Raw genomic sequence first — 23,865 nt, 5'->3', positions numbered from 1 at the left:
CGCGATGCCCGCTCGTGAAATTGAAATCATCAACAAGCTGGGCCTCCACGCCCGGGCCTCGGCAAAATTTGTCGGCGTTGCTGGAAAATACCCCTGCAAAATCCGCGCAGGACGCACGCCGGAGTCGATGGTTGATGGCAAAAGCATCATGGCGATGATGATGCTGGCGGCCGGCAAGGGCACTACGATTCACCTGGAGACCGAAGGCGATCAAGAAAAAGAGGCAATGGACGCCTTGGTGGAGTTGATCAACAACTTCTTCGACGAAGGGGAATAACCTCGGCGCTTTATCCCAACGCGGTATCCATCGCCATCATCACGCAAAACCCGATACATAGGCCCAGGCTGGCTAGCTTTTCGTGGCCATTGCGCCGCGACTCCGGGATCACTTCGTGAGTGACCACCAGCAGCATCGCCCCAGCGGCCAGCGCCAGCCCAAGGGGCAGCAGCATTTCCGCCAGGCTTACCAGCCAGGCGCAGAGCACGGCAAATACGGGTTCGACCAACCCCGACGCGGCGCCGATCATGAAGGCCTTGACCCGCGACATGCCCGCACCCGCCAGCACCAACGCAATCACCAGGCCTTCGGGCACATCCTGCAAAGCAATGCCCATGGCCAGGCTATCGGCATCCGGCATTCCGCCCCCCGCCGATACGCCCACCGCCATGCCTTCCGGAATGTTGTGGGCAATGATCGCAAACACAAACAGCCAGATGCGTGGCGCAATCACCGGGTGCTCCGGCGTACCCACCAGCATTTCCGGGCTGGCGCCTGAGACCTTGCGGTCAACCAAATAAAGCCCGAACGCCCCCAACATGATGCCGAAGCTGACCAGGCCACTGGCCCCCCAGGGCGAAAGCCCAAGGCTTTCAGCTGCCGCGATGCCCGGCACCACCAGCGAAAACGCGGTGGCAGCCAGCATCACACCCGCCCCGAAGCCTAGCAACGTATCGTTCAAGGCAGCCGGCATGCGTTTTATCACCAATACCGGCACCGCGCCCAGTGCAGTGCCCAGGGCGCAAATCGAACCACCCTGCAGCGCCCGCAGGATGCGCGGTTCCAAGTCGAGCCAGGCCAGACCATGGGCCACCAGCAATGCAGTACCTGCCAACAGCAGCAGCGAGCCAAATGCATAACGAAACAATCGCACGCTGCCGATCGCCAGAGTTTCAGTGCCCATAGTCGGCCTTAGTGCTTGTCATGGAGAGACGCATCAAGCCATGGCAGCCTGATAGCGGGCGGCGACTTCTGGCCAGTTGATAACACTGTAGAAGGCATTGATGTATTCCGGGCGGCGGTTCTGATAGCGCAGGTAATACGCGTGCTCCCAGACGTCCAGTCCAAGGATCGGCGTATTGCCATTCATCAACGGGCTGTCCTGATTGCCGCTGCTTTCCACCACCAGTGTCTTCTGCGGGGTGACGCTCAACCAGGCCCAGCCACTGCCGAAGCGGGTCAACGCCGCTTTGGTAAACGCCTCTTTGAAACTCTCGAAACCGCCCAACTGCTGGTCAATTGCCTGACCCAGCACGCCCTCCGGTTTGCCGCCGCCCTGGGGCGACATCACTTCCCAGAACAAAGAATGGTTGGCGTGCCCGCCTCCTTGGTTGATCACAGCCGCACGCAGTTTTTCCGGCAGTTGTTGTACGCTGGCGACCAGTTTTTCTACCGGCCATTCAGCGAACTCAGTGCTTTGCACCGCTGCGTTGAGGTTATTGATGTATGTCTGATGGTGCTTGGTGTAGTGAATTTCCATGGTTTGCGCATCAATGTGCGGCTCCAGGGCATCGTAGGCATAAGGCAAAGCAGGCAAGGTGTAAGCCATATCAGTGTGCTCCGTAGTGAGGCGTGGTCGGTTGGGCTGCGGCACCTCCGAGCAAGCGATGGGTACGCGGGTACTCGCCGTGCTCGCTGATGAAATTCAACAGTTCAACGTAGGTTTTGCTGCTCTGGCGCGCTGCGGCGTCACGCAGTTGCGGGGTGAGGCGTGGGTCCTGCATGGTCTGCAGCAAGCGTTGGTGAATGGCGCACAGATACTCCGCGCTTTCTTCCGGCTGGTTGAGGCGCAGGTGCAGGTCCGCGAGGTTGTGATGGGAAATCACGCAGGCTGCCACGGCCTCGTCGGCATCCGCCCAGCGTTCGAACAGCACCTGGGCCAGGGCAAGGGCCTGCAGATACGCCTCGCGCGCGTCCACCCATTCGCCCTGCATGAAGCATCGATTAGCCCGTTCGATCGTGCGTTTCCAGTGCTCCATGGTGAGCCTCCAAAGCAGGGTGGGGTGATTACACGCCGCCGGCGGTGAGTTTTTCCGGGTCCAACAGCGTTTCCAATTGGCTGTGCGGCAAATCGGTGTGTTCAAGCGCCACATCGAGCACCGGACGCCCCTGCTGATAGGCCTTCTTGGCGATTTCAGCGGCTTTCTGGTAACCGATGATCGGGTTGAGCGCTGTCACCAGAATCGGATTGCGCGATAACGCCTCGTTGAGCTTGGCTTCGTTGACCTTGAAGCTGGCGATGGCTTTATCGGCCAGCAGGCGGCTGGAGCTGGCTAGCAGCTCCAGGCTGCTGAGCAAGTTCTGGGCGATGACCGGCAGCATCACGTTTAGCTCAAAATTGCCGGACTGACCGGCGACGGTGATTACCGTGTCATTGCCGATCACCTGCGCTGCGACCATGGCGGTTGCTTCCGGAATCACCGGATTGACCTTGCCCGGCATTATCGACGAGCCCGGTTGCAGCCCCTCCAACTCGATCTCACCCAGACCTGCCAGCGGACCGGAGTTCATCCAGCGCAGGTCATTGGCGATTTTCATCAGCGACACCGCAGTGGCTTTCAACTGGCCTGAAACGGCGACGGCGGTGTCCTGAGAGCCAATCAATGCAAACAGGTCCTTGCCCGGCGTGAACTTAACGCCGGTCAGGCTGCTGAGTTGCTGGCTGAAGCGCGCCGCGAATTGCGGATGTGCGTTGATGCCAGTGCCCACCGCAGTCCCGCCTTGGGCCAAGGCTTGCAGGCTGGGCAGCAAATCCTGCAAGTGGCCGATATTGGCCTTGAGTTGCTGCGCCCAACCGTTGAGTACCTGGCTCATGCGCACGGGCATGGCGTCCATCAGGTGCGTACGGCCGGTCTTGATAAAGGGGTGAACCTCTTCAGCCTTGTGTTCGATCACCTGCACCAGATGCAGCAGAGCCGGCAGCGCTTGCTCATGCAGGACCAGTGCGGCACTCACATGGATAGTGGTGGGAATGATGTCGTTGCTGCTCTGGCCGCAGTTCACATGGTCATTGGGGTTGACCGCCTCACCCAGCAAACGGCTGGCCAAGGTTGCAATCACTTCATTGGCATTCATATTGGAGCTGGTGCCGGAGCCGGTCTGGAAGATATCCACCGGGAAATGGCGCATGTAATCGCCTTCCAGCAAGCCCTGGGCGGCATCGACGATGGCCTTGCCCTGCCCTTCGCTGATTTGCTTGAGCTCCACGTTCACTTTGGCGGCCGCCGCTTTGGCCAGGATCAGCGCGCGAATGAACTGTGCGGGCATCGGCTGATGGCTGATCGGGAAATTGTTTACCGCGCGTTGGGTCTGGGCGCCATACAGGGCATCGGCGGGAACATGCAGTTCGCCCATGCTGTCGCGTTCGATACGGGTGTTACTCATCGGAAGATCCTTGCACCAGGTCAGAAACAGAAAGGGACGGCAGCAACTGGCACGTTGCCAACTGCCAGGCAAAGGCCTGCCAGCGCTTGAGGCGACAGGCGCAATGAGAGAGTTTTTCCAGGTCGCGCAACGGGCGCCAGGCTTGATCCAGACACAGTGATCGCCAGTGCCAGGGCAAGGCGATATCACTGGCGGTGTCGATCAACAGGCGAAACGAGGTTTCAGCGATGGTCCACGGGTGCGTTGCGGTGCAGCACGCCAGGTATCGACCCTCGCTGAGGTAATGTTCGATCAGCCGCGGTTCGTTGGGGTCCAGACCGCAGCGGATCTGACGGCTCATCCAGCGCCAACTTTCCAGGTAAGGATCCTCGTGCAGGACAGAATTCATGATCCACACTCGCTCGGTAATGATATTTATTATTAAATGATATTGAGAATCAAAACAAGCATAGGCGTTAAGTCGACTTTTCAGCCGCCCACAAAAAAGGCGCGCCATCTCTAAGATGGCGCGCCTTTTTTGTGAGCCGTCAGTCGGAAGGATCAGCTGCCGGCGACCGTCATCCGCTCAATCAATACCGAACCGGTGTGGATGTTGCTGCGCCGCTCTACGTCATTTCCCACCGCAATGATTTGCTTGAACATGTCACGCATATTGCCAGCAATGGTGACTTCCTGGACGGCAAACTGAATCTCGCCGTTCTCCACCCAGAACCCCGCCGCGCCGCGCGAATAGTCACCGGTGACCATGTTCAGGCCATGGCCCATCAACTCGGTGACCAGCAGGCCACGGCCCATACGCCGCAACAGCGCTGCCTGATCTTCATCGCCGTGGGTCACGAACAGGTTATGCACGCCCCCCGCATTCGCGGTGCTGGGCAACCCGAGCTTGCGACCGGAATAAGTACCCAACACATAGGACACCAACTCGCCTTTCTCGACGAACGGCTTGGCATAGGTCGCCAAGCCATCACCGTCGAACGAGGTGCTGCCCATGGCACGCATCAAGTGCGGGCGTTCATCGATGGTCAGCCATTCTGGAAACAGCGTTTGGCCGATTGCCCCTTCCAGGAACGAGGATTTGCGATACAGATTGCCGCCGGAAATCGCCCCGAGGAAACTGCCGAACAAACCGCCGGCCAGTTCCGCAGAAAACAGGACCGGCACTTCGCAGGTCGGCACCGGACGCGCGCCCAGGCGGCTCGCGGCACGCTGCGCGGCCTTCTGGCCGATGCTGACAGGGTCAGCCAGGAGTTCGCCCTGACGGTTCACGTCATACCAGTAATCCCGCTGCATCTGGCCATTGGCCTCGGCGATCATCACGCAGCTCAAACTATGGCGAGTGGACGCGTAACCGCCGATAAAACCGTGGCTGTTGCCGTATACACGGCAGCCTTGGTGGGTATTGAGCGTGGTGCCATCGGCGTTCTTGATCCGAGAATCGGCGTCAAATGCTGCGGCCTCACAGACCAGCGCCTGCTCGATGGCCTGTTCCGGGGTGATGTCCCAGGCATGGAAAAGATCAAAGTCCTTTACATCCTTGGCCATCAGGGCTTTATCGGCCAGACCCGAACTTTCATCCTCGGAAGTGTGCTTGGCGATCGCCAATGCAGCGGCAACCGTCTCGCGGATCGCCTCCGCGCCACTGGCCGAGGTACTCGCCGAACCTTTGCGCTGCCCCACATACAAGGTGATGCCAAACCCCTGGTCGCGATTGAACTCAACAGTTTCCACTTCACGCTGACGCACCGACGTCGACAGCCCCTGCTCCAGCGACACCGCGACTTCACAGGCACTGGCCCCCTGGCGCTTGGCCTCGGCAAGAATCTGCTCGACTTGTTCCTGCAGTGCCGGTAACGCTTGCGGACCGACGCTTTGGGCTGCACTCATGGTTTTCTCCACTCAAATTCTGCTTTCGGTTAAGGCCATCGAGCGACCGGGCCGGACAAGCGGCCCCCGACTGGTTATCATGGCGGCGTTTCTTTGCGGACTGCCACCATGGTTGATTCTTACGACGACTCCCTCGATGGGGAGAAAAGCAAATCCCAGGTCAAACGTGAGCTGCATGCTCTGGTTGACCTCGGCGAGCGCCTTACAACGCTCAAAAAAGACTTGATTGCCAAACTGCCACTGACCGACGAAATGCGCCGGGCGCTTGCGGATGCGCCCAAGCACACCTCGAATATCGCGCGCAAACGGCATATCTCGTTTATCGGCAAGCTGATGCGCGATCAGGACATTGACGCCATTCTCACCTTGCTCGATCAAACCGATGCCTCCACTCGCCAGTACAACGAACGCTTCCATAACCTGGAGCGTTGGCGTGACCGCCTGATCTCGGGCGATGACGCGGTGCTGGAGAAATTCGTGCTGGACTACCCGGACGCGGACCGCCAACAACTGCGCTCCCTGATCCGTCAGGCCCAGCACGAGCTGGCGCATAACAAGGCGCCGGCCACCAGCCGTAAAATCTTCAAGTACATCCGTGAGCTGGACGAGACTCAACGCGGCCTGCGCTGATCCTCTTCCCCGGGTGGCGGCCTTCGCCACCCGTAGCTCCCGTGCTTACGAGCCCGTGCCCCCCACGGTGATCGCATCAATCTTCAGCGTTGGCTGGCCGACACCCACCGGCACCGACTGCCCATCTTTACCGCAAGTACCCACGCCGCTGTCCAGGGACAGATCGTTACCCACCATGGACACCTTGCTCATGGCTTCCGGCCCGTTGCCGATCAACGTGGCGCCTTTGACCGGCGCGGTGATTTTGCCGTCCTCGATCAAATACGCCTCGCTGGTGGAAAACACGAACTTACCGCTGGTGATATCCACCTGGCCGCCGCCGAGGTTGGCACAGTAGATGCCGCGTTTGACCGAGGCGATGATTTCCGCCGGGTCGCTTTCGCCAGCGAGCATGTAGGTGTTGGTCATGCGCGGCATCGGCAGGTGCGCATAGGATTCGCGCCGACCGTTACCGGTGCGTGCCACACCCATCAGACGCGCGTTGAGCTTGTCCTGCATATAGCCCTTGAGCACGCCGTTTTCGATCAGGGTGGTGCACTCGGTAGGGGTGCCTTCGTCGTCCACGCTCAGCGAACCACGGCGACCGGCGAGGGTACCGTCGTCGACGATGGTGCACAGTGAGGACGCCACGCGCTCGCCCATGCGCCCGCTGTAGGCCGAGCTGCCCTTGCGGTTGAAGTCACCTTCCAGGCCGTGGCCCACTGCTTCGTGAAGCAACACCCCGGACCAACCCGACCCCAGCACTACGGGCAACGTGCCCGCTGGCGCCGGAATGGCTTCCAGATTCACCAATGCCTGACGCAGTGCTTCACGGGCATAGCCCATGGCACGATCCTCACTGAGGAAATAACGGTAATCGGTTCGCCCGCCACCGCCATGGCCGCCGCGCTCGCGACGGCCGTTCTGCTCGACGATCACGCTGACGTTGAAGCGCACCAGCGGCCGCACATCCGCCGCCAGGCTGCCATCGGTGGATGCCACCAAGATGCGCTCCCACACACCGGCCATGCTGACGCTGACCTGCTGGATACGCGGGTCGAGGGCGCGAGTGGCGGCGTCGACACGCTTGAGCAGCTCGACCTTCTCGGCACGGCTGATCACTTCCAAAGGATTATCCGGTGCGTATAGCTGGGCCACGTCCTGGCTGCTGAACGCCTGCACCGTGCCATGCTGGCCGGCGCGGGAAATCGAGCGCGCCGCGCGAGCCGCCAGCCCCAGGGCTTCCAGAGTAATGGCGTTGCTGTAGGCAAAGCCGGTTTTTTCACCGGACTGCGCACGCACGCCCACGCCTTGGTCAAGGTTGAAACTGCCTTCCTTGACGATGCCGTCTTCCAGGGACCAGGACTCGGAAATCTGCCCCTGGAAATACAGGTCGGCCGCGTCGATGCCCGGCCCGGCCAGATCACCCAGCACCGTTTGCAAGTTTTCGATGGTCACGCCACCGGGTGCCAGGAGGTGTTCACTGACTGAGGACAACAACTCGCTCATAGATTTGGCCTTAAATTCATCGTTCCGAAGCAGGCCGCTGTGCGCCCTGCGAGAAAAAGCGCCGGTGGTTGACCACCGGCATGCGCGCCCGAATCGACGCTTGTTCACTGCTGTCGCGAGCAGCTAACAGCACCGCTTCGCCTTGATCCTGTTGTGCCAGCACCCGTCCCCACGGGTCGACAATCGCCGCGTGGCCGTAGGTTTCCCGTGGCCCCGGATGCACACCGCCCTGAGCCGCCGCGAGCAGGTAGCATTGGGTCTCGATGGCCCGTGCCCTAATCAGCACATCCCAATGCGCAGCGCCGGTCACTGCGGTAAACGCCGACGGCGCGGTAATCAGTTCGGCCCCCGCTGCACGCAATTCGCTGTACAGCTCCGGGAAGCGCAGGTCATAACACACCGACAAGCCCAAGCGCCCCACCGGCGTGTCCGCCACCACCACGTTGCTTCCAAAAGCATAGTCGTCGGACTCGCGATAGCGACCTCGCGCATCGGCAACGTCCACATCGAACAGATGCAGCTTGTCGTAACGGGCAACGATTTCGCCATGGTCATCGATCAATAGCGAGCAGGCGTTGGACTTGGCCTGCGGTTGGCCCTCTGGCGGCAACGGCAACGTACCAGCCACTATCCATAAGGTGAGGTCGCGGGCGGCTTGTTTCAACCATGGCAGGATCGGGCCCTCGTCCAGTGCCTCGGCGCGACCGATGTCCGCCACATCGCGACGGTCCATGGCAGCGAAGTTTTCCGGCAACACCGCCAGTTTCGCCCCGCCCGCCGCCGCTTGCTCAAGCAGGCGCCGAGCCTGCGCCAGGTTGGCCAGCACGTCGCTCTGGCTGACCATTTGAATTACCGCAAAGGACATGGGGCCTACTCCGCAATGGACATGCACCAGGAAAAAAGAGCCCCCATGCTACCGCGCAGGCACTCAGTTTGGTTTTTCGAATGGCTTGTCAAAGGTGATTTTGGGGTCCTTCCAGGGCCCTTCCACCTTGTATTGCACGCTGGCGAAACGTGACACACGGTCGCCGATCAGCTTGTCGATCAGGAACAGGGCACCACCCACCGCTGGCGCACCGACAATCAATGCGGCAATCGGAAGGTTATTGGTGACCGGTAACGTCACCAGCAGCTTCGCATCGACGCGATCGGCTACCAGGTCCAGCGTGCCATTGAGTTCCAGGTTACTCGACGGCCCAGTCAGGGTGATCGGCTCACGGGTGACGAATACTCCATTGCTGGCCGCCAGCAGGCCTTTGACGCGGTCATAGCTCAATCCCTTGCCGAGCAGGTCGGAGAAGTCCAGACGCAGTCGACGGCCGATGGAGTTGAAGTTGAGCAGGCCAAACACCCGCAGGGCCTGAGCTCCGCCTTCCACTTCGACGAACTGGCCTTTGCGGAATGCAGCGTCCAGGCTGCCGGAGAAGCGTTTCGGCCCCACCCAGGCCGGCGAGCCCGGCCAGCGACCGTCTACATCCAGATGGAAGTCCTCGCTGGTCACGGTTGGTGCAAAGCCCCAGCCCTTGAGCACGTCGGCAATGTTTTTGCCGTCCAGGCGACCTTTGTACCAACTGCTGCTATCGCCCGGCGCACCTTCCCAACCACCTGCCCCTTTGAGCTGCATGCCCTTGAGGCCCAGATCCAGATTGTTGAAGGCCAAGCCTTTGGCGGTAGGCCGGATCTTCAGCGACCAGGCCCCTATCAGGTCAGGCCCCTGGAACAACTGATCGATGCTGATATCCAGCGCCGGAATATCCTTGGGATCGACGCTCGCCAACGGGTCCGGCGCATTTTCATCCGCCTGGACGGTCGGATCCACGGCCGGCAGTTTTACGTACTGCAGGTCGACCACAATCGGCGCGCCCTTGGCGTCCGGCAGGCTCACGCGGCCCTTGGCCTGCTGGCTGTCGAGCTGCATGGCCCAGGCTGCGGGCTTGCGGTCCAATTGCAAACTGACCTGATCGAACTGGGTGCCCAGGCCGGTAAGCTTGCCGATTTTGAAATCGGCACTGCTCAGCAGTTGCTTGGCGCTGCCGCCAGGATCGTTGCCGGCGTACTGATTAACCAGTTTTTTCCAAGGGTCGATATCTAGCTCCGAGAGCACGCCACGAACCCGTAACCCCTTGCCACCCGGCAGCACCGCGTCACCGTCACCGAGGAACAGCTCACCGCGGCCCTCATTGAATTTGTCCGGCGGCGCAGCGAAGGTGAAATTCGCCAGCTCGCCGTAGTCGAACCAGTAACGCCGCTCGGCGCCCTGCAAGGTCATGCGGAATGTGCTGTCACGCCCCTGACTGGCCGGCATGCCGAACGGTGCCGGCAAATCCACCGCCACCCCTTTGAGGTTGGAACTGACCATCAGTTGGCTGTCGGCTCCGTCCAGATTGAGTTGCAACTGGTAGGGGATATCGCCGGACACGGGCAACGGCTGAGTGATTTTCAACCAGTCGGTCAGCCGCTTGACCGTGACCTGGCCCTTAGCAACCACGCGGGTGCTGATATTGCCCGGTTTGCCATCGGCGAAGATCTGCGCCGTGACCGGTCGCTCGAACACCTGGGCGGAGATGTTCTGGCCACTGAGCCCCTTGGCGCTGTCGAAACGGAAATCGCCCTTGAGCTGCGTCAGGTCCAGGGTTGGCTCGGCCAACTGCAGGCGGGCCTTATCGGTCTGGAAATCCACCACGATCTTGGGCTCGGTGCCTTTGGCCAGGGGGATGTCCAGGTCGAGCTTACCTTGCAGATCGCCCTCGCCCTTCCAGCCGGCGAATGTCGACGCCGTGCCGATCGGGGCCTCTTGCAGGATTTTCAAACCGTCGCCCAGGCCGCCGGCGAAATTGCCGGTGAGCAGCAGATGGCTGTCTTTGCCCGCCGGAGCGTGGGGAATGTTGACGTAGATGTCCTTGACCTGAGTGTCGAGCAACTGGCCCTTGCTGGCCAGAATGCGCACGCCGCTCTCCTCGACGAACACCTCACCATCGACCTTGCTCACATGAGGCCAGCCCGGCTGGAAGGCCAGCTCGGCGTCATGCACTTTGAAAAACAGGCTGATATTGCGCGCCGCTCGCACCGCATCGTGGTTCAGCGAGCCTTGGTACTGGAAGAAGCCTTCGTCCACCGCCCCCTTGAGAATCGCCGTGCGCAGCCATTCATCTAGGGCCGGGCTCAACACCGCCGGCAGGTATTTCGGGGTAAAGCGTCCATCACCGTCCACCAGGCCGACGCGCAGGTCCATGTAGTCTTCCTGGCTGTGGTCGAAATGCAGGCGGATCAGGAAGTCGGCGGCGATCTTGCCTTCCTCCCCCAGCACCTTGATGTAAGGCGCAATCAGGGTGAAGCCTTGCTTGTCCAAGGTCCACGTGAGGCGCGCATTGGCCTGAATGTATTGCCAGGGCTTGGCGAAAATCGGGTCCAGGTGCAGGGAAAAATCCTTGCTGTCCATGCGTAGCTCGCCATGGCCCAGGTTCCCGCTGATGCTGCCGGATACATTGCGCGCGGCCGGCGCGCCGAAATAGGCATCGAAACCCACGCGTTCGAGGTTGGCGGCGAAACTGACTTTTTCATCGGTGCTGTCCTGGGGGCGGAAGTCCACCAGCACATTACGCAGCAAGCCCGTCGCCTTGAGATGCTCGACGGTTTTGGCGAAACCCTCCGGCAGCGGCGCCAGCGCGTTGAGCAACGGGGTAATGGGGGTCAGGTCCAGCCGATCGGCCTGTAGTTTCCAGACTTCCTGGTCCTTATCGGTGGCCAAGGTCTGCTGCAATTGCAGGCGCGATTCCCAGCGGGTTTCCCCCAGGCTCATCGCCAGCGAATCGAACAGTACTTTGAGGCCTGTCTCGCTACGTTGCAGATACGCGGTAAGGGCAAGGTTTTCGATATGTACGGGCTTGCGCTCGGCGTAGCTGCCTTTGACCTGAGGCGAATTGAGGCGCGCCACGGCGCTTTGCACGGTGCCGTTGCCCCAGTTCAGCCAGAACTCGCCACCGGCCTTCAATTGCGTGAGTTTCCACTGCTGCGTCAGTCGAGCCGGAATCCACTTGGCCCAGTCGCTCTGAGGCAGGCTCAGGTAAGCCTGGATCTCGGCATCCCTCCATTGGCTGGCGCGGATGCGGCTGCGCAGGCTCATGGCCAGCGGCTGGCCGTCGGGCAGGGTCAGGCGCGCGTCGAGACGCTGGCGGGTCATGCCGGTGTGTAGGCTCAGTCCCACGTAAGTCAGGGTCAGCGGCGGCTGATCGAACGGCTGCAAGGTTACCTGGCTGTCGAGCAGCGACACACGCTTGACCATCTGCATGCGGGTAAGCAGTTGCTGCGGGTCGAGGGGCTGATCGTCCTGTAACGGCAAGCCCTGCAAGGCCCAGCGGCCGTCCTTGTCTTCCTTGGCACTCAGTTGCAGCCCGCTGAGCTGCAGGTGGGCGATGCGCACTTCACGGGCGGTCAGGCTGGCCCAGATATCCGGCACCACTTCAACCTGATCCAGGCGCAAGGCACTGCTGCCCTCGCCCACCATCACGTCATGGGCGAGCAGCACGGGCGCGAAGCCGCTCCAGCGGCCTTCAAGGCTGCCGATGTGCATGGGCATGCCTAGCGCGGCCTCCGCCTTGGCCTGGACCTCGGCACGATACTCGGCCACCAGCGGGGTCAATTCACGTCCAAGGCTTACGTACACCGCCGCCAACACCAGCAGCAAGGCGCACAGGCCCAGGCCCCAACGGGTCAAGGCGGCAAAAAAGCGTGTCAGACGCTCCATGTCAGGCGACCCTCAAGGCAGTAGTCGGGCGGCAAGTCAGTGCCGCCGGTCTCATTAAAAAGAAGCGATTGCGGGATCAGAGCAGCACCACGTCGTATTGTTCCTGGGAATACATGGTTTCGACCTGAAAGCGAATCGTGCGACCGATAAACCCCTCAAGTTCGGCGACGTTACCGGACTCTTCATCCAGCAAACGGTCGACCACTTTTTGATTGGCAAGCACTCTATAACCTTCGGCCTGGTAAGCCCGCGCCTCTCGTAAGATTTCCCGGAAAATCTCATAGCAAACCGTTTCCGGGGTTTTCAGCTTTCCACGTCCCTGGCAACTGCTGCACGGTTCGCACAGCACTTGTTCCAGGCTCTCACGGGTGCGCTTGCGGGTCATCTGCACCAAACCCAGCTCGGTGATGCCGATGATATTGGTCTTGGCGTGATCGCGTTCCAGCTGTTTTTCGAGTGTGCGCAACACCTGACGCTGATGCTCTTCATCTTCCATGTCGATGAAGTCGATGATGATGATGCCGCCCAGGTTGCGCAGGCGCAGTTGGCGGGCGATAGCCGTGGCCGCTTCGAGGTTGGTCTTGAAAATGGTTTCTTCAAGGTTGCGATGGCCGACGAACGCACCGGTGTTGACGTCGATGGTAGTCATGGCCTCCGCCGGGTCCACCACCAGATAGCCGCCGGACTTGAGCGGCACCTTGCGCTCCAAGGCTTTCTGGATTTCGTCCTCGACGCCATACAGGTCGAAAATCGGCCGTTCACCGGGGTAGTGTTCCAGGCGGTCAGCGATTTCCGGCATCAGCTCTGCAACGAATTGCGTGGTGCGCTGGAAGGTTTCCCGCGAGTCGATGCGAATCTTCTCAATTTTTGGGCTGACCAAATCGCGCAGAGTACGCAGGGCCAGGCCCAAGTCTTCATAGATCACGCTGGGCGCGCCGATAGTCTTGATCTGTGCGCCGATCTGGTCCCACAACCGCCGCAGATAACGGATGTCCATAAGGATCTCGTCAGCGCCGGCCCCTTCGGCGGCGGTGCGCAGGATAAAACCACCTGCTTCCTTGATGCCCTCGGCGGCCACGCAGTCGCTGACCACTTTTTTCAGGCGCTCGCGCTCGGCTTCGTCTTCGATCTTCAGGGATATGCCGACATGCGCGGTACGCGGCATATATACCAGGTAGCGCGACGGAATCGACAGTTGCGTGGTCAGGCGTGCGCCTTTGGAGCCGATGGGGTCCTTGGTGACTTGCACCACCAGGCTCTGCCCTTCGTGCACCAGGGCACTGATGCTTTCGACCGCCGGGCCCTCGCGCAGCGAGATCTCCGAGGCATGGATGAACGCGGCACGGTCCAGGCCGATGTCGACGAATGCCGCCTGCATCCCCGGCAATACCCGCACGACTTTGCCTTTGTAGATATTGCCTACGATCCCGCGTTTCTGAGTACGCTCGACGTGCACTTCTTGCAGAACACCGTTCTCTACCACCGCCACGCGCGATTCCATCGGCGTGATATTGATCAGAATCTCTTCACTCATGGCTGGGTCTCGTTCAGGCGTTTTCACAATAGTGACCGATCGCTTAAGGCTGGGCGCTGGAGTCAGGCATTCAGCGCACGGTAAGGTTTTGCCAACAGGGTATGCCGAATTGCGCGAGCAGTTGTGCGGTTTCGCACACCGGCAGGCCAACCACGGCGGAATAACTGCCGTTGAGCCCGGTAACGAAAATCGAGCCAAGCCCTTGAATAGCATAGCCGCCCGCCTTGTCCTGGGGCTCGCCACTGCGCCAATAGGCGGTCGCCTCCTCCACGCTAATTGCGCGAAAACGTACCAGGCTGCTGACACATTGCGTTTCACAACGCTGGCCGTCAGTCAGAGCAATCGCGGTCAGAACCTCATGTTCACGCCCTGCTAAGGCCATCAACATGGCCAAAGCGTCGGCCTGATCCACGGGTTTGCCGAGGATCAGGCCATCCACGATCACAGCGGTATCGGCGCCCAACACACAGGCCGCCGAGGCTTGCCCAAGCGCGGCGAAACCGGCCATGGCCTTGCCGCGCGCGAGACGTTCGACGTAGGCAACAGCGGATTCATTGGCAAGAGGAGTTTCATCGATAGCGGCACTGACGACGGTGAAAGGCACACCGATCTGAGTCAGCAGTTCACGCCGCCGGGGAGAACCGGAGGCCAGATAAAGGGTATTCATTGCAGACTCTCCCTGTAGGGTTCGATAACCAGGCAGAGCCTCGCAATCCGTTCAATTGATCTTGTAGCGACGACATAACCCACGCAGACCGAAGCTGATCCACGGCCACAGTAAGGCACTGACCAGCGCGGGCAATACCAGCGCCAGGGTTGGCTGACGGTTACCGGTGAGGGCACTGAGCCACAGCTGCACCAACTGCGCCAGGCCGAAAATCACCAGAATCACCAGGCATTGCTGCCACATCGGAAACATGCGCAGACGCTGCTGCAACGACAACACCAGGAACGTAATAAGGGTCAGGATCAACGCGTTCTGGCCCAGCAAGGTGCCATAGAGTACGTCCTCCGCCAAGCCCAGGAACATGGCGGTGACCATGCCGACTTTATGCGGCAGGTTCAGGGACCAGAACGCCAGCAACAACGCCAGCCAGAGCGGACGCAGGATCTCCATGAACTGAGGCAGCGGTGACACGCTGAGTAGCAAGCCGATGGCAAAGCTTAGCCAGACGATCCAGCCATTTCGCGAATGGGTACTGGCCATTATTCCTCTCTCTGCCGCGTGGTGGCCGGCGCCGCAACCGCAGGAGGCTTGGCGGCAGGTGCTGTGGTTGCTGGCGGCTTAGTAGCGGCGGGTTTGACTGGATGCGCGCTATGGGCCGCAGGCTTGGCCGGCGTGGCCACAGGGGCAGTCGCTGCCGGGGCTGCTGCTGGAGTCACTGGGCTTGCCGGAGCGGGCTTGGGCACGGTCGCGGGAATAATCGGCGCAGTGCCGTTCTTTTTGTCTTCCGCTTCCTGAGCCTGCGCAGCTTCATTGGCGCGCTCTTCCGGGGTGCGGTTATCGCTGAATACCAGCAACAGATAGCGACTGCGATTCAAGGCAGCGGTAGGCACGGCGCGCACGATGGCGAAGGGCTGGCCGGAATCGTGGATCACTTCCTTGACCGTCGCCACCGGGTAACCCGCCGGAAAGCGCTGACCCAGGCCGGAACTGACCAGCAGGTCGCCTTCCTTGATGTCGGCGGTATCGGCCACATGACGCAGCTCCAGACGCTCGGGGTTGCCGGTGCCGCTGGCAATCGCGCGCAGCCCGTTACGGTTGACCTGCACAGGGATGCTGTGGGTGGTGTCCGTCAGCAACAGTACCCGCGAGGTGTAGGGCATCAGCTCCACCACCTGGCCCATCAGGCCACGCGCGTCCAGCACCGGCTGGCCCAGGACCACGCCGTCGCGCTCACCCTTGTTGATGATGATGCGATGGGTAAAGGGGTTTGGGTCCATGCCGATCAACTCGGCCACTTCGACCTTTTCGTTGACCAGCGCAGAAGAATTGAGCAACTCGCGCAGCCGAACGTTCTGCTCGGTCAGGGCCGCGAGCTTTTGCATGCGCCCCTGCAGCAGCAGGTTTTCAGTCTTGAGTTTTTCGTTCTCGGCGACCAGCTCGGTGCGGCTGCCGAATTGGCTGGCCACGCCTTGGTAGAGACGTTGCGGCAGGTCGGTGATCCAGTAAGTCTGCATCAACACCAGCGACATCTGACTGCGCACCGGCTTAAGCAGTGCGAAGCGCGCATCCACCACCATCAGCGCGACCGAAAGCACGACCAGCACCAATAAGCGCACGCCCAATGAGGGGCCTTTGGCGAAAAGCGGTTTAATAGGCCGCTCCTCCCAGGCAAATATTCTCTTTATTCATACGGCATCAAACCGGCCTGGATGCAGATTGAAGAAGATAAACGCCAACAGGCAGCACTGCAAAGTGCTGCCTGCGGGCGACGCATGGGCAAACCAGCAATGTCTTATTCGCTGGAGAGCAGGTCCATGGTGTGTTTATCCATCATTTCCAGTGCACGACCACCGCCCCGGGCAACGCAGGTCAGCGGGTCTTCGGCAACGATCACCGGCAGGCCGGTTTCCTGGGCCAGCAACTTGTCGAGGTCGCGCAGCAAAGCGCCACCACCCGTCAGGACCAGGCCGCGCTCGGCGATATCGGACGCCAATTCCGGCGGCGATTGCTCCAGGGCGCTTTTCACCGCCTGAACGATGGTAGCCAGGGACTCTTGCAGAGCTTCCAGCACTTCATTGGAGTTCAGGGTAAAGGCACGAGGAACACCTTCGGCCAGGTTGCGACCGCGAACGTCGACTTCACGCACTTCGCCGCCCGGGTAGGCCGTACCGATTTCCTGCTTGATGCGCTCGGCGGTGGATTCGCCGATCAGGCTGCCGTAGTTACGACGCACATAGGTGATGATCGCTTCGTCGAAACGGTCGCCGCCCACGCGGACGGATTCGGCATACACCACACCGTTCAGGGAAATCAGGGCGATTTCGGTAGTACCACCACCGATATCCACCACCATCGAACCGCGCGCTTCCTCAACCGGCAGGCCGGCACCGATGGCGGCAGCCATAGGCTCTTCGATCAGGAACACTTCGCGGGCACCGGCGCCGAGGGCCGATTCACGGATGGCACGACGCTCCACCTGGGTGGACTTGCAAGGCACACAGATCAGCACACGAGGGCTGGGCTGCAAAAAACTGTTTTCGTGAACTTTGTTGATGAAGTACTGCAGCATCTTTTCGCAGACACTGAAGTCGGCGATCACGCCGTCCTTCATCGGACGAATGGCGGCAATATTGCCGGGTGTCCGGCCGAGCATGCGCTTGGCCTCGGTGCCGACGGCAACGACACTTTTCTGATTACCATGGGTCCGAATGGCCACAACCGATGGCTCATTCAGAACGATACCGCGCTCGCGCACGTAAATAAGGGTGTTGGCAGTGCCCAGGTCAATGGAAAGATCGCTGGAAAACATGCCACGCAGTTTCTTGAACATGGGAAAGGGACCCTAGGCAACGCGTGGGTAAAAAAGTGCGGCAAACTCTAACAACGACAGGGATTTTGGGCAAGGCGCCAATGTGCTAAATTGGCCGACTTTCTATGCACCAACCCCCACAATCGCGGCCGTAAGACCGTAGAAATGCGGTAGTGTTCCGACAATCTAACACACGGACAGCCTCCGTTCTGTTTTCCACAGGAGATTCCCATGGCGCTTGAACGCTCCGACGTGGAAAAAATCGCTCATCTGGCCTCGCTTGGCCTGAATGAAGCCGATCTTCCACAGACCACCGCAGCCCTGAACAGCATTCTCGGGCTGGTTGACCAAATGCAGGCCGTAAACACCGACGGCATCGAGCCCCTGGCTCACCCGCTGGAAGCCAGCCAGCGCCTGCGCGCAGACGTGGTGACCGAGCGCAATAATCGCGAGGCCTACCAGTCCATCGCGCCAGCGGTCGAAAACGGCCTGTACCTGGTTCCGAAAGTCATCGACTAAAGGGAAAGAGCCTTTCATGCATCACATGACTCTGGCCGAGATCGCCCGCGGTCTCGCCGATAAAAAGTTTTCCTCCGAAGAGCTGACCAAGACCCTGCTGGCGCGTATCGCCGAGCTGGACCCCAAGGTCAACAGCTTCATCAGCCTCACCGAAGAACTGGCCCTGAGCCAGGCCAAGGCCGCCGACACCCGTCGCGCCAGCGGTGAGACCGGCGTGCTGCTGGGCGCCCCGATCGCCCACAAAGACCTGTTCTGCACCCAGGGCATTCGCACCAGCTGCGGCTCGAAGATGCTCGACAACTTCAAGGCGCCTTATGACGCCACCGTGGTGTCCAAGCTGGCGACAGCCGGAGCCGTGACCCTGGGCAAGACCAACATGGACGAATTCGCCATGGGGTCGGCCAACGAGTCCAGTTACTTCGGCGCGGTAAAAAACCCGTGGAACCTGGAACATGTGCCGGGCGGCTCCTCCGGCGGTTCGGCAGCCGCCGTTGCCGCACGTTTCCTGCCGGCCGCCACCGCCACCGACACCGGTGGCTCGATTCGCCAGCCGGCGGCGTTCACCAACCTCACCGGTTTGAAGCCCACCTACGGTCGCGTTTCCCGCTGGGGCATGATCGCTTACGCCTCCAGCCTCGATCAGGGCGGCCCGCTGGCACGCACCGCCGAAGACTGTGCGCTGTTGCTGCAAGGCATGGCCGGCTTCGACCCGCAGGACTCCACCAGCATCAATGAACCGGTGCCGGACTACAGCGCCAGCCTCAACACTTCGATCAAGGGCCTGCGCATCGGCGTGCCGAAGGAATACTTCAGCGCCGGCCTCGACCCGCGCATCGCCGAGCTGGTAAACAACAGCATCAAGGAGCTGGAAAAACTCGGCGCCGTGATCAAGGAAATCAGCCTGCCGAACAACCAGCACGCGATTCCTGCCTATTATGTGATCGCGCCCGCGGAAGCCTCCTCCAACCTGTCGCGTTTCGACGGCGTGCGCTTCGGCTATCGCTGCGAGAACCCAAAGGATCTGACCGACCTGTACAAACGCTCCCGTGGCGAAGGCTTCGGTGCCGAAGTGCAGCGCCGCATCATGGTCGGCGCCTATGCCCTGTCGGCCGGCTACTACGACGCGTACTACCTCAAGGCGCAGAAAATCCGTCGTTTGATCAAGAACGACTTCATGGCCGCCTTCGAAGAAGTCGACGTGATCCTCGGCCCGACCACGCCGAACCCGGCCTGGAAGATCGGCGCCAAGACCGGCGACCCGATCGCCGAGTACCTGGAAGACCTCTACACCATCACCGCCAACCTCGCGGGCTTGCCAGGCTTGTCCATGCCGGCCGGTTTCGTCGACGGTCTGCCGGTAGGCGTGCAATTGCTCGCCCCGTATTTCCAGGAAGGCCGCCTGCTCAATGTGGCGCACCAGTACCAGTTACAGACTGACTGGCACACTCGCACCCCTACCGGCTTCTGAGGAGAACACTATGCAATGGGAAGTCGTGATCGGGCTGGAGATTCATACCCAGCTCGCCACCCAATCGAAGATTTTCTCCGGTAGCGCCACCACTTTCGGCGCCGAGCCCAACACCCAGGCCAGCCTGGTGGACCTGGGCATGCCCGGCGTGTTGCCGGTGCTGAACGAAGAAGCGGTGCGCATGGCGGTGATGTTCGGCCTGGCGATTGACGCCGAAATCGGCCAGCACAACGTATTTGCGCGCAAGAACTACTTCTACCCGGACCTGCCCAAGGGCTACCAGATCAGCCAGATGGAGTTGCCGATCGTCGGCAAGGGCCACCTGGATATCCCGCTGGAAGACGGCACCATCAAACGTGTCGGCGTGACCCGCGCGCACCTTGAGGAAGACGCCGGCAAAAGCCTGCACGAGGAATTCCCCGGCGCCACTGGTATCGACCTGAACCGCGCCGGTACGCCGCTGCTGGAAATCGTCTCCGAGCCGGACATGCGCAGCGCCAAGGAAGCCGTGGCCTACGTCAAGACCATCCACGCCCTGGTGCGCTACCTGGGCATCTGCGACGGCAACATGGCCGAAGGCTCGCTGCGTTGCGACTGCAACGTGTCGATTCGGCCAAAGGGCCAGGTCGAGTTCGGCACCCGCTGCGAGATCAAGAACGTCAACTCGTTCCGCTTCATCGAGAAAGCGATCAACAGCGAAGTGCGTCGTCAGATCGAACTGATCGAAGACGGCGGCAAGGTCATCCAGCAGACGCGTCTGTACGACCCGAACAAAGACGAAACCCGCGCCATGCGCAGCAAAGAGGAAGCCAACGACTACCGTTACTTCCCCGACCCGGACCTGTTGCCGGTGGTGCTGGAGGACTCGTTCCTCAATGACATCCGCGCCACCCTGCCGGAATTGCCGCAGCAAAAACGCGAGCGCTTCCAGGCGCAGTTCGGCCTGTCGGTCTATGACGCCAGCGTGCTGGCCTCCAGCCGCGAGCAAGCGAACTACTTCGAAAAAGTCGTGAGCATTGCCGGCGACGCCAAACTGGCGGCCAACTGGGTGATGGTCGAGCTGGGCAGCCTGCTGAACAAGCAGGGCCTGGAAATCGACGAAGCACCGGTCACCGCCGAGCAACTGGGCGGCATGCTGCTGCGCATCAAGGACAACACCATCTCCGGCAAAATCGCCAAGACCGTGTTCGAAGCCATGGCCAGCGGCGAAGGCAGTGCCGATGAGATCATCGAAAAGCGCGGCCTCAAGCAAGTCACCGACAGCGGCGCCATCTCGGCCGTTCTCGATGAAATGCTGGCGGCCAATGCCGAGCAGGTCGAGCAGTACCGTGCGGCGGACGAAGCCAAGCGCGGCAAGATGTTCGGCTTCTTTGTCGGCCAGGCCATGAAAGCCTCCAAGGGCAAGGCCAACCCGCAACAGGTAAACGAACTGCTCAAAAGCAAGCTCGAAGGCTGACAACGATGAATGGTCCGAGTGAGACTTCACGCTTAACTCGGACTCCCTGTGGGAGGGGGCTTGCCCCCGATAGCGGTGATTCAGTCAACCCAGTGGCGGCTGACACTCAGCTATCGGGGGGCAAGCCCCCTCCCACATTTGTAATGGGGTAACGTGGAAATGAAGCGTCTACTCGGCCTCCTGGCCCTGTTCTCTCTTTTAGGCGGTTGCGCCAGCGGCATCATCGACCCCAACGGCTACGACGAAACTGGCACCGCTTCCTATTACGGCGCCAGACACCACGGCAAGAAGACCGCCAGCGGTGAACCCTTCAACCAGAACGCCCTGACCGCCGCCCATCGGCAACTGCCTTTCGGCACCCAGGTCAAGGTGACCAACCTGAACAACGACCGCTCCGTGGTGGTGCGCATCAATGATCGCGGCCCGCATACCCGTGGGCGACTGATCGACCTCTCACGCAAGGCAGCCGAGCAACTGGGCATGCTGAGCAGCGGCACCGCACGGGTTCGCGTGCAGGCCCTGAGCAACTGAACCACAACGCAAAGGAGCCCTGGCCATTTTCGGATTAACCGCCCTCTCCCCCTGGAGCCTGCTGGAACTGATCAGCGGCCTGTTGCTGCTAATCATCGGCGCCGAAATTCTGGTACGCGCCGCGGTGCGCCTGGCCGCCAGCCTCAAGGTGCGGCCATTGATCATCGGCCTGACGATCGTCGCCTTCGGCAGCAGCGCACCGCAGATGACGGTCAGCCTGCAAGCCACCTTGGCCGGCAATACCGACATTGCCGTGGGCAGTGTGATCGGCAGCAGCATCTTCAACATCCTGGTGACCCTGGGCCTTTCTGCGCTGATCATCCCGCTGCGCGTTTCGCGACAACTGGTACGCCTGGATATTCCGGTGATGATCCTCGCCGGGCTGCTGGTATTTACCCTGGCCGCCAACGAGGAACTCACGCCGGTCGATGGCGCGCTGCTGCTGGTGGCGCTGATCGCCTACCTCGGTGTGCTGCACTACCAGACCCGCCACTCACGGCGGCCGCGCACCCTCGACACCGTGGCGCAGGCACCGTGGCTGAGCAGCGTGCTGCTGATGTTCGGCGGTTTGCTGGTGCTGGTGCTGGCCGGGCACGTGTTGCTCGGTGCGGCGGTGGATGTGGCGAGCGACCTGGGCCTGTCGGAACGCATCATCGGCCTGACGCTGATCGGCGTCGGCACTTCGCTGCCGTGCATGGCCACTTCCCTGATCGCCGCCCTGCGTGGGCAGCGGGAAATCGCCGTGGGCAACGTGATCGGCAGCAATCTGTTCAATCTGCTGGGTGTGCTGGGCCTGACAGCCGTGCTGGCGCCGTCGCCGCTGTCGGTCTCGCCCAACGCGTTGGTTTTCGATTTGCCGGTGATGCTCGGCGTAGTGGTGCTGTGCCTGCCGGTGTTCTATACCGGCTACCGCGTGACCCGTGCCGAAGGTTTGGTGCTGCTGGGCTTGTACCTGGCGTATGGGCTGCATGTGATGTCGTTCACCACCGGCATGCCCCTGGCCAACAAACTTGAACACTTGATGGTGTATTACATCCTGCCAGTGCTGGTGGCGTTTCTGTTGTTCAGCACGCTGCGAGCCTGGCGCCGCCAACACAAGAGGGAATCGTCATGACCGAGCAGAAAACACCTGGAGTTGAGATGCGTCGCCAGGTGATGGGCGACGCGTTTGTCGACCGCGCACTGGGCAACGCCACGGACTTCACCCAGCCGCTGCAAGACTTCGTTAACGAGCACGCCTGGGGCGCCGTGTGGAACCGCGACGGTTTGCCCCTCAAGACCCGCAGCCTAATCACCCTCGCCGCCCTGACCGCGCTCAAGTGCCCGCAAGAACTCAAAGGCCACGTCCGTGGTGCATTGAACAATGGCTGTAGCGTAGAAGAGATCCGCGAGGCGCTGCTGCACTGCGCGGTGTACGCCGGGGTGCCGGCCGCCATCGATGCGTTTCGAGCGGCGCAGGAAGTGATCGACAGCTACCAGAAAGACGCCTAGATCCAGCCCCCGGCCTGCAACACGAAAATACCGATATTCGTGGTCACCGCCGCCATTAGCGTGGTGATCACGATAATCGCCGCCGCCAGCTCATGATTGCCCTCGGCCGCCCGGGCCATCACAAAGCTGGCAGCTGCGGTCGGCGCACCGAAGTACAAGAACAGAATTCCCAGTTCCGCCCCACGAAAGCCCAGCAGCCAGGCGCCGAGCGTGGCGAGCAGCGGCAGCCAGATCATTTTCATCAGGCTCGCGCTCAACGCCATGCTGCCACTCTTGCGCAGCGCCGCCAGGGACAAGGTGCCGCCGATGCAGATCAAGGCCAGTGGCAAGGTGGTGTCCGCCAGGTACTGCGCGGACTTTTCCAGCCAACCCGGTAAACCGATCTGAAAGTAAGCGAACGGCGCAGCCGTGATCACGCTGATGATCAGCGGGTTGGCGACCACGCTTTTGAAGATGCTCCACGGGTCGGACTTGATCACTGGGCTGTACACCGCCAGCACGATGGTCGACAGCGTGTTGTAAAACAGGATCACCAACGCCGCGAGGATTGCGCCGAGGGAGATGCCGTAGTCGCCATACATGCTCGCCGCCAGTGCCAGGCCGATCACGCCGTTATTACCGCGAAACGCGCCTTGGGCGTAGATGCCGCGATCTTCCTTGGGGCAACGAAAGATCGCCCACCCCCAAGCCAGGGCAAAGCTCACCAGCGTGGCGACGCAAAAGTAGATCAGCAGGCCCGGCTTGAGCGCCGAGTGCAGGTCGGCATGCAGGATGCCAAGGAACAACAGCGCCGGCATGGTGACGTTGAACACCAGGGACGATGCAGTGTGGATAAAGTTGTCGTTGATCCAGTTGATGCGCTTGAGCAGCACTCCCAGAAACAGCATGGCAAACACCGGCGCGGTGATCGTGAGGGTGGTGAGGAAGATAGCCAGCATGCCGGGGAGAACCTTGGTGAGCGTCGTTAGGTGGCTAATGAT

The 23,865-nt window shown here is 61.0% G+C and carries 23 protein-coding genes; 8 read left to right on the top strand and 15 right to left on the bottom strand.

The features are described 5' to 3' along the window. The first annotated feature begins 4 nt into the window (after nucleotides 1-4). The gene (locus tag ACFZPT_RS07825) at nucleotides 5-277 is read left to right on the top strand and encodes an HPr family phosphocarrier protein (RefSeq protein WP_034095909.1); all 273 of its coding nucleotides are present in this window, start codon (nucleotides 5-7) and stop codon (nucleotides 275-277) included. 10 nt (nucleotides 278-287) lie between these two features. Here ACFZPT_RS07825 and ACFZPT_RS07820 read toward each other — a convergent pair whose 3' ends face one another. The 6 genes from ACFZPT_RS07820 to pmbA all read right to left on the bottom strand — a co-directional run bounded on the left by ACFZPT_RS07820 (nucleotide 288) and on the right by pmbA (nucleotide 5,548). After that, entirely contained in the window at nucleotides 288-1,181 is an 894-nt protein-coding gene (locus ACFZPT_RS07820) for a ZIP family metal transporter (protein ID WP_034095908.1), read from the bottom strand. 33 nt (nucleotides 1,182-1,214) lie between these two features. Then, nucleotides 1,215-1,826: a superoxide dismutase gene (locus ACFZPT_RS07815; RefSeq protein WP_034095907.1), complete on the bottom strand. Its 612-nt coding sequence runs from the start codon at nucleotides 1,824-1,826 to the stop codon at nucleotides 1,215-1,217. A 1-nt stretch (nucleotide 1,827) separates the two neighbouring features. Beyond that, a complete protein-coding gene (locus ACFZPT_RS07810) occupies nucleotides 1,828-2,256 on the bottom strand; it encodes a hypothetical protein (RefSeq protein ID WP_034095906.1) in 429 nt (142 codons plus the stop codon). A 28-nt stretch (nucleotides 2,257-2,284) separates the two neighbouring features. After that, nucleotides 2,285-3,661, bottom strand: a complete 1,377-nt coding sequence (locus tag ACFZPT_RS07805) for a class II fumarate hydratase (RefSeq protein WP_379555167.1) — start codon at nucleotides 3,659-3,661, stop codon at nucleotides 2,285-2,287. Further along, nucleotides 3,654-4,049, bottom strand: a complete 396-nt coding sequence (locus ACFZPT_RS07800) for a hypothetical protein (RefSeq protein WP_034095904.1) — start codon at nucleotides 4,047-4,049, stop codon at nucleotides 3,654-3,656. The genes ACFZPT_RS07805 and ACFZPT_RS07800 overlap by 8 nt, the downstream gene beginning before the upstream one ends. A 152-nt stretch (nucleotides 4,050-4,201) precedes the next feature. Continuing rightward, nucleotides 4,202-5,548 carry a metalloprotease PmbA gene (pmbA, locus tag ACFZPT_RS07795; RefSeq protein ID WP_034095903.1) on the bottom strand — a complete coding sequence of 449 codons (1,347 nt, stop codon included), beginning with the start codon at nucleotides 5,546-5,548 and terminating at the stop codon, nucleotides 4,202-4,204. 108 nt (nucleotides 5,549-5,656) lie between these two features. Between pmbA and yjgA the strand changes: the two genes are divergently transcribed. After that, nucleotides 5,657-6,178 (top strand): ribosome biogenesis factor YjgA, encoded by a 522-nt coding sequence (gene yjgA, locus ACFZPT_RS07790; RefSeq protein ID WP_034111774.1) that lies wholly within the window; start codon nucleotides 5,657-5,659, stop codon nucleotides 6,176-6,178. A gap of 45 nt (nucleotides 6,179-6,223) precedes the next feature. Here yjgA and tldD read toward each other — a convergent pair whose 3' ends face one another. From tldD to mreB, 8 genes are all read right to left on the bottom strand, one after another. Further along, a complete protein-coding gene (gene tldD, locus ACFZPT_RS07785) occupies nucleotides 6,224-7,666 on the bottom strand; it encodes a metalloprotease TldD (protein WP_034095901.1) in 1,443 nt (480 codons plus the stop codon). 16 nt (nucleotides 7,667-7,682) lie between these two features. Beyond that, a complete protein-coding gene (locus ACFZPT_RS07780; protein ID WP_099312830.1) occupies nucleotides 7,683-8,531 on the bottom strand; it encodes a carbon-nitrogen hydrolase family protein in 849 nt (282 codons plus the stop codon). Between the two features lie 63 nt (nucleotides 8,532-8,594). After that, entirely contained in the window at nucleotides 8,595-12,410 is a 3,816-nt protein-coding gene (locus tag ACFZPT_RS07775; RefSeq protein WP_099312831.1) for a YhdP family protein, read from the bottom strand. Nucleotides 12,411-12,486: 76 nt separating this feature from the next. Then, nucleotides 12,487-13,944 carry a ribonuclease G gene (gene rng / locus ACFZPT_RS07770; RefSeq protein ID WP_010213134.1) on the bottom strand — a complete coding sequence of 486 codons (1,458 nt, stop codon included), beginning with the start codon at nucleotides 13,942-13,944 and terminating at the stop codon, nucleotides 12,487-12,489. Between the two features lie 70 nt (nucleotides 13,945-14,014). Beyond that, on the bottom strand, nucleotides 14,015-14,611 hold the full coding sequence (locus ACFZPT_RS07765; protein WP_034111768.1) for a nucleoside triphosphate pyrophosphatase: 597 nt from the start codon (nucleotides 14,609-14,611) through the stop codon (nucleotides 14,015-14,017). Nucleotides 14,612-14,662: 51 nt separating this feature from the next. Next, nucleotides 14,663-15,151 carry a rod shape-determining protein MreD gene (gene mreD, locus ACFZPT_RS07760; RefSeq protein WP_034095896.1) on the bottom strand — a complete coding sequence of 163 codons (489 nt, stop codon included), beginning with the start codon at nucleotides 15,149-15,151 and terminating at the stop codon, nucleotides 14,663-14,665. Further along, the gene (gene mreC / locus ACFZPT_RS07755) at nucleotides 15,151-16,263 is read right to left on the bottom strand and encodes a rod shape-determining protein MreC (protein WP_080758674.1); all 1,113 of its coding nucleotides are present in this window, start codon (nucleotides 16,261-16,263) and stop codon (nucleotides 15,151-15,153) included. Before mreC ends, mreD begins: the two co-directional genes overlap by 1 nt. A 140-nt stretch (nucleotides 16,264-16,403) precedes the next feature. Next, nucleotides 16,404-17,441, bottom strand: coding sequence for a rod shape-determining protein MreB (mreB, locus tag ACFZPT_RS07750; protein ID WP_002555108.1), 1,038 nt, complete (start codon nucleotides 17,439-17,441; stop codon nucleotides 16,404-16,406). Between the two features lie 210 nt (nucleotides 17,442-17,651). Between mreB and gatC the strand changes: the two genes are divergently transcribed. From gatC to ACFZPT_RS07720, 6 genes are all read left to right on the top strand, one after another. After that, a complete protein-coding gene (gatC, locus tag ACFZPT_RS07745) occupies nucleotides 17,652-17,939 on the top strand; it encodes an Asp-tRNA(Asn)/Glu-tRNA(Gln) amidotransferase subunit GatC (RefSeq protein ID WP_003171764.1) in 288 nt (95 codons plus the stop codon). Between the two features lie 16 nt (nucleotides 17,940-17,955). Beyond that, the gene (gatA, locus tag ACFZPT_RS07740) at nucleotides 17,956-19,407 is read left to right on the top strand and encodes an Asp-tRNA(Asn)/Glu-tRNA(Gln) amidotransferase subunit GatA (protein ID WP_034095894.1); all 1,452 of its coding nucleotides are present in this window, start codon (nucleotides 17,956-17,958) and stop codon (nucleotides 19,405-19,407) included. A gap of 10 nt (nucleotides 19,408-19,417) precedes the next feature. Then, on the top strand, nucleotides 19,418-20,863 hold the full coding sequence (gene gatB, locus ACFZPT_RS07735; RefSeq protein WP_034095893.1) for an Asp-tRNA(Asn)/Glu-tRNA(Gln) amidotransferase subunit GatB: 1,446 nt from the start codon (nucleotides 19,418-19,420) through the stop codon (nucleotides 20,861-20,863). A 159-nt stretch (nucleotides 20,864-21,022) separates the two neighbouring features. Continuing rightward, nucleotides 21,023-21,394 carry a septal ring lytic transglycosylase RlpA family protein gene (locus tag ACFZPT_RS07730; protein ID WP_034095892.1) on the top strand — a complete coding sequence of 124 codons (372 nt, stop codon included), beginning with the start codon at nucleotides 21,023-21,025 and terminating at the stop codon, nucleotides 21,392-21,394. Nucleotides 21,395-21,461: 67 nt separating this feature from the next. Continuing rightward, nucleotides 21,462-22,508, top strand: coding sequence for a calcium/sodium antiporter (locus ACFZPT_RS07725; protein WP_034095891.1), 1,047 nt, complete (start codon nucleotides 21,462-21,464; stop codon nucleotides 22,506-22,508). Next, nucleotides 22,505-22,885, top strand: a complete 381-nt coding sequence (locus ACFZPT_RS07720; RefSeq protein WP_034095890.1) for a carboxymuconolactone decarboxylase family protein — start codon at nucleotides 22,505-22,507, stop codon at nucleotides 22,883-22,885. The genes ACFZPT_RS07725 and ACFZPT_RS07720 overlap by 4 nt, the downstream gene beginning before the upstream one ends. Here ACFZPT_RS07720 and ACFZPT_RS07715 read toward each other — a convergent pair. Next, a complete protein-coding gene (locus tag ACFZPT_RS07715) occupies nucleotides 22,882-23,823 on the bottom strand; it encodes an AEC family transporter (RefSeq protein ID WP_034095889.1) in 942 nt (313 codons plus the stop codon). The two genes, ACFZPT_RS07720 and ACFZPT_RS07715, sit on opposite strands and share 4 nt — an antisense overlap. Nucleotides 23,824-23,865: the final 42 nt, after the last annotated feature.

The organism is Pseudomonas sp. MD330_10 (genome assembly GCF_042610415.1).
GTDB classification, from domain to species: Bacteria; Pseudomonadota; Gammaproteobacteria; order Pseudomonadales; family Pseudomonadaceae; genus Aquipseudomonas; species Aquipseudomonas rhodesiae.
The sequence above is the reverse complement of the archived record's forward strand: the minus strand, read 5'-3'. Positions and strand labels throughout refer to the sequence as shown.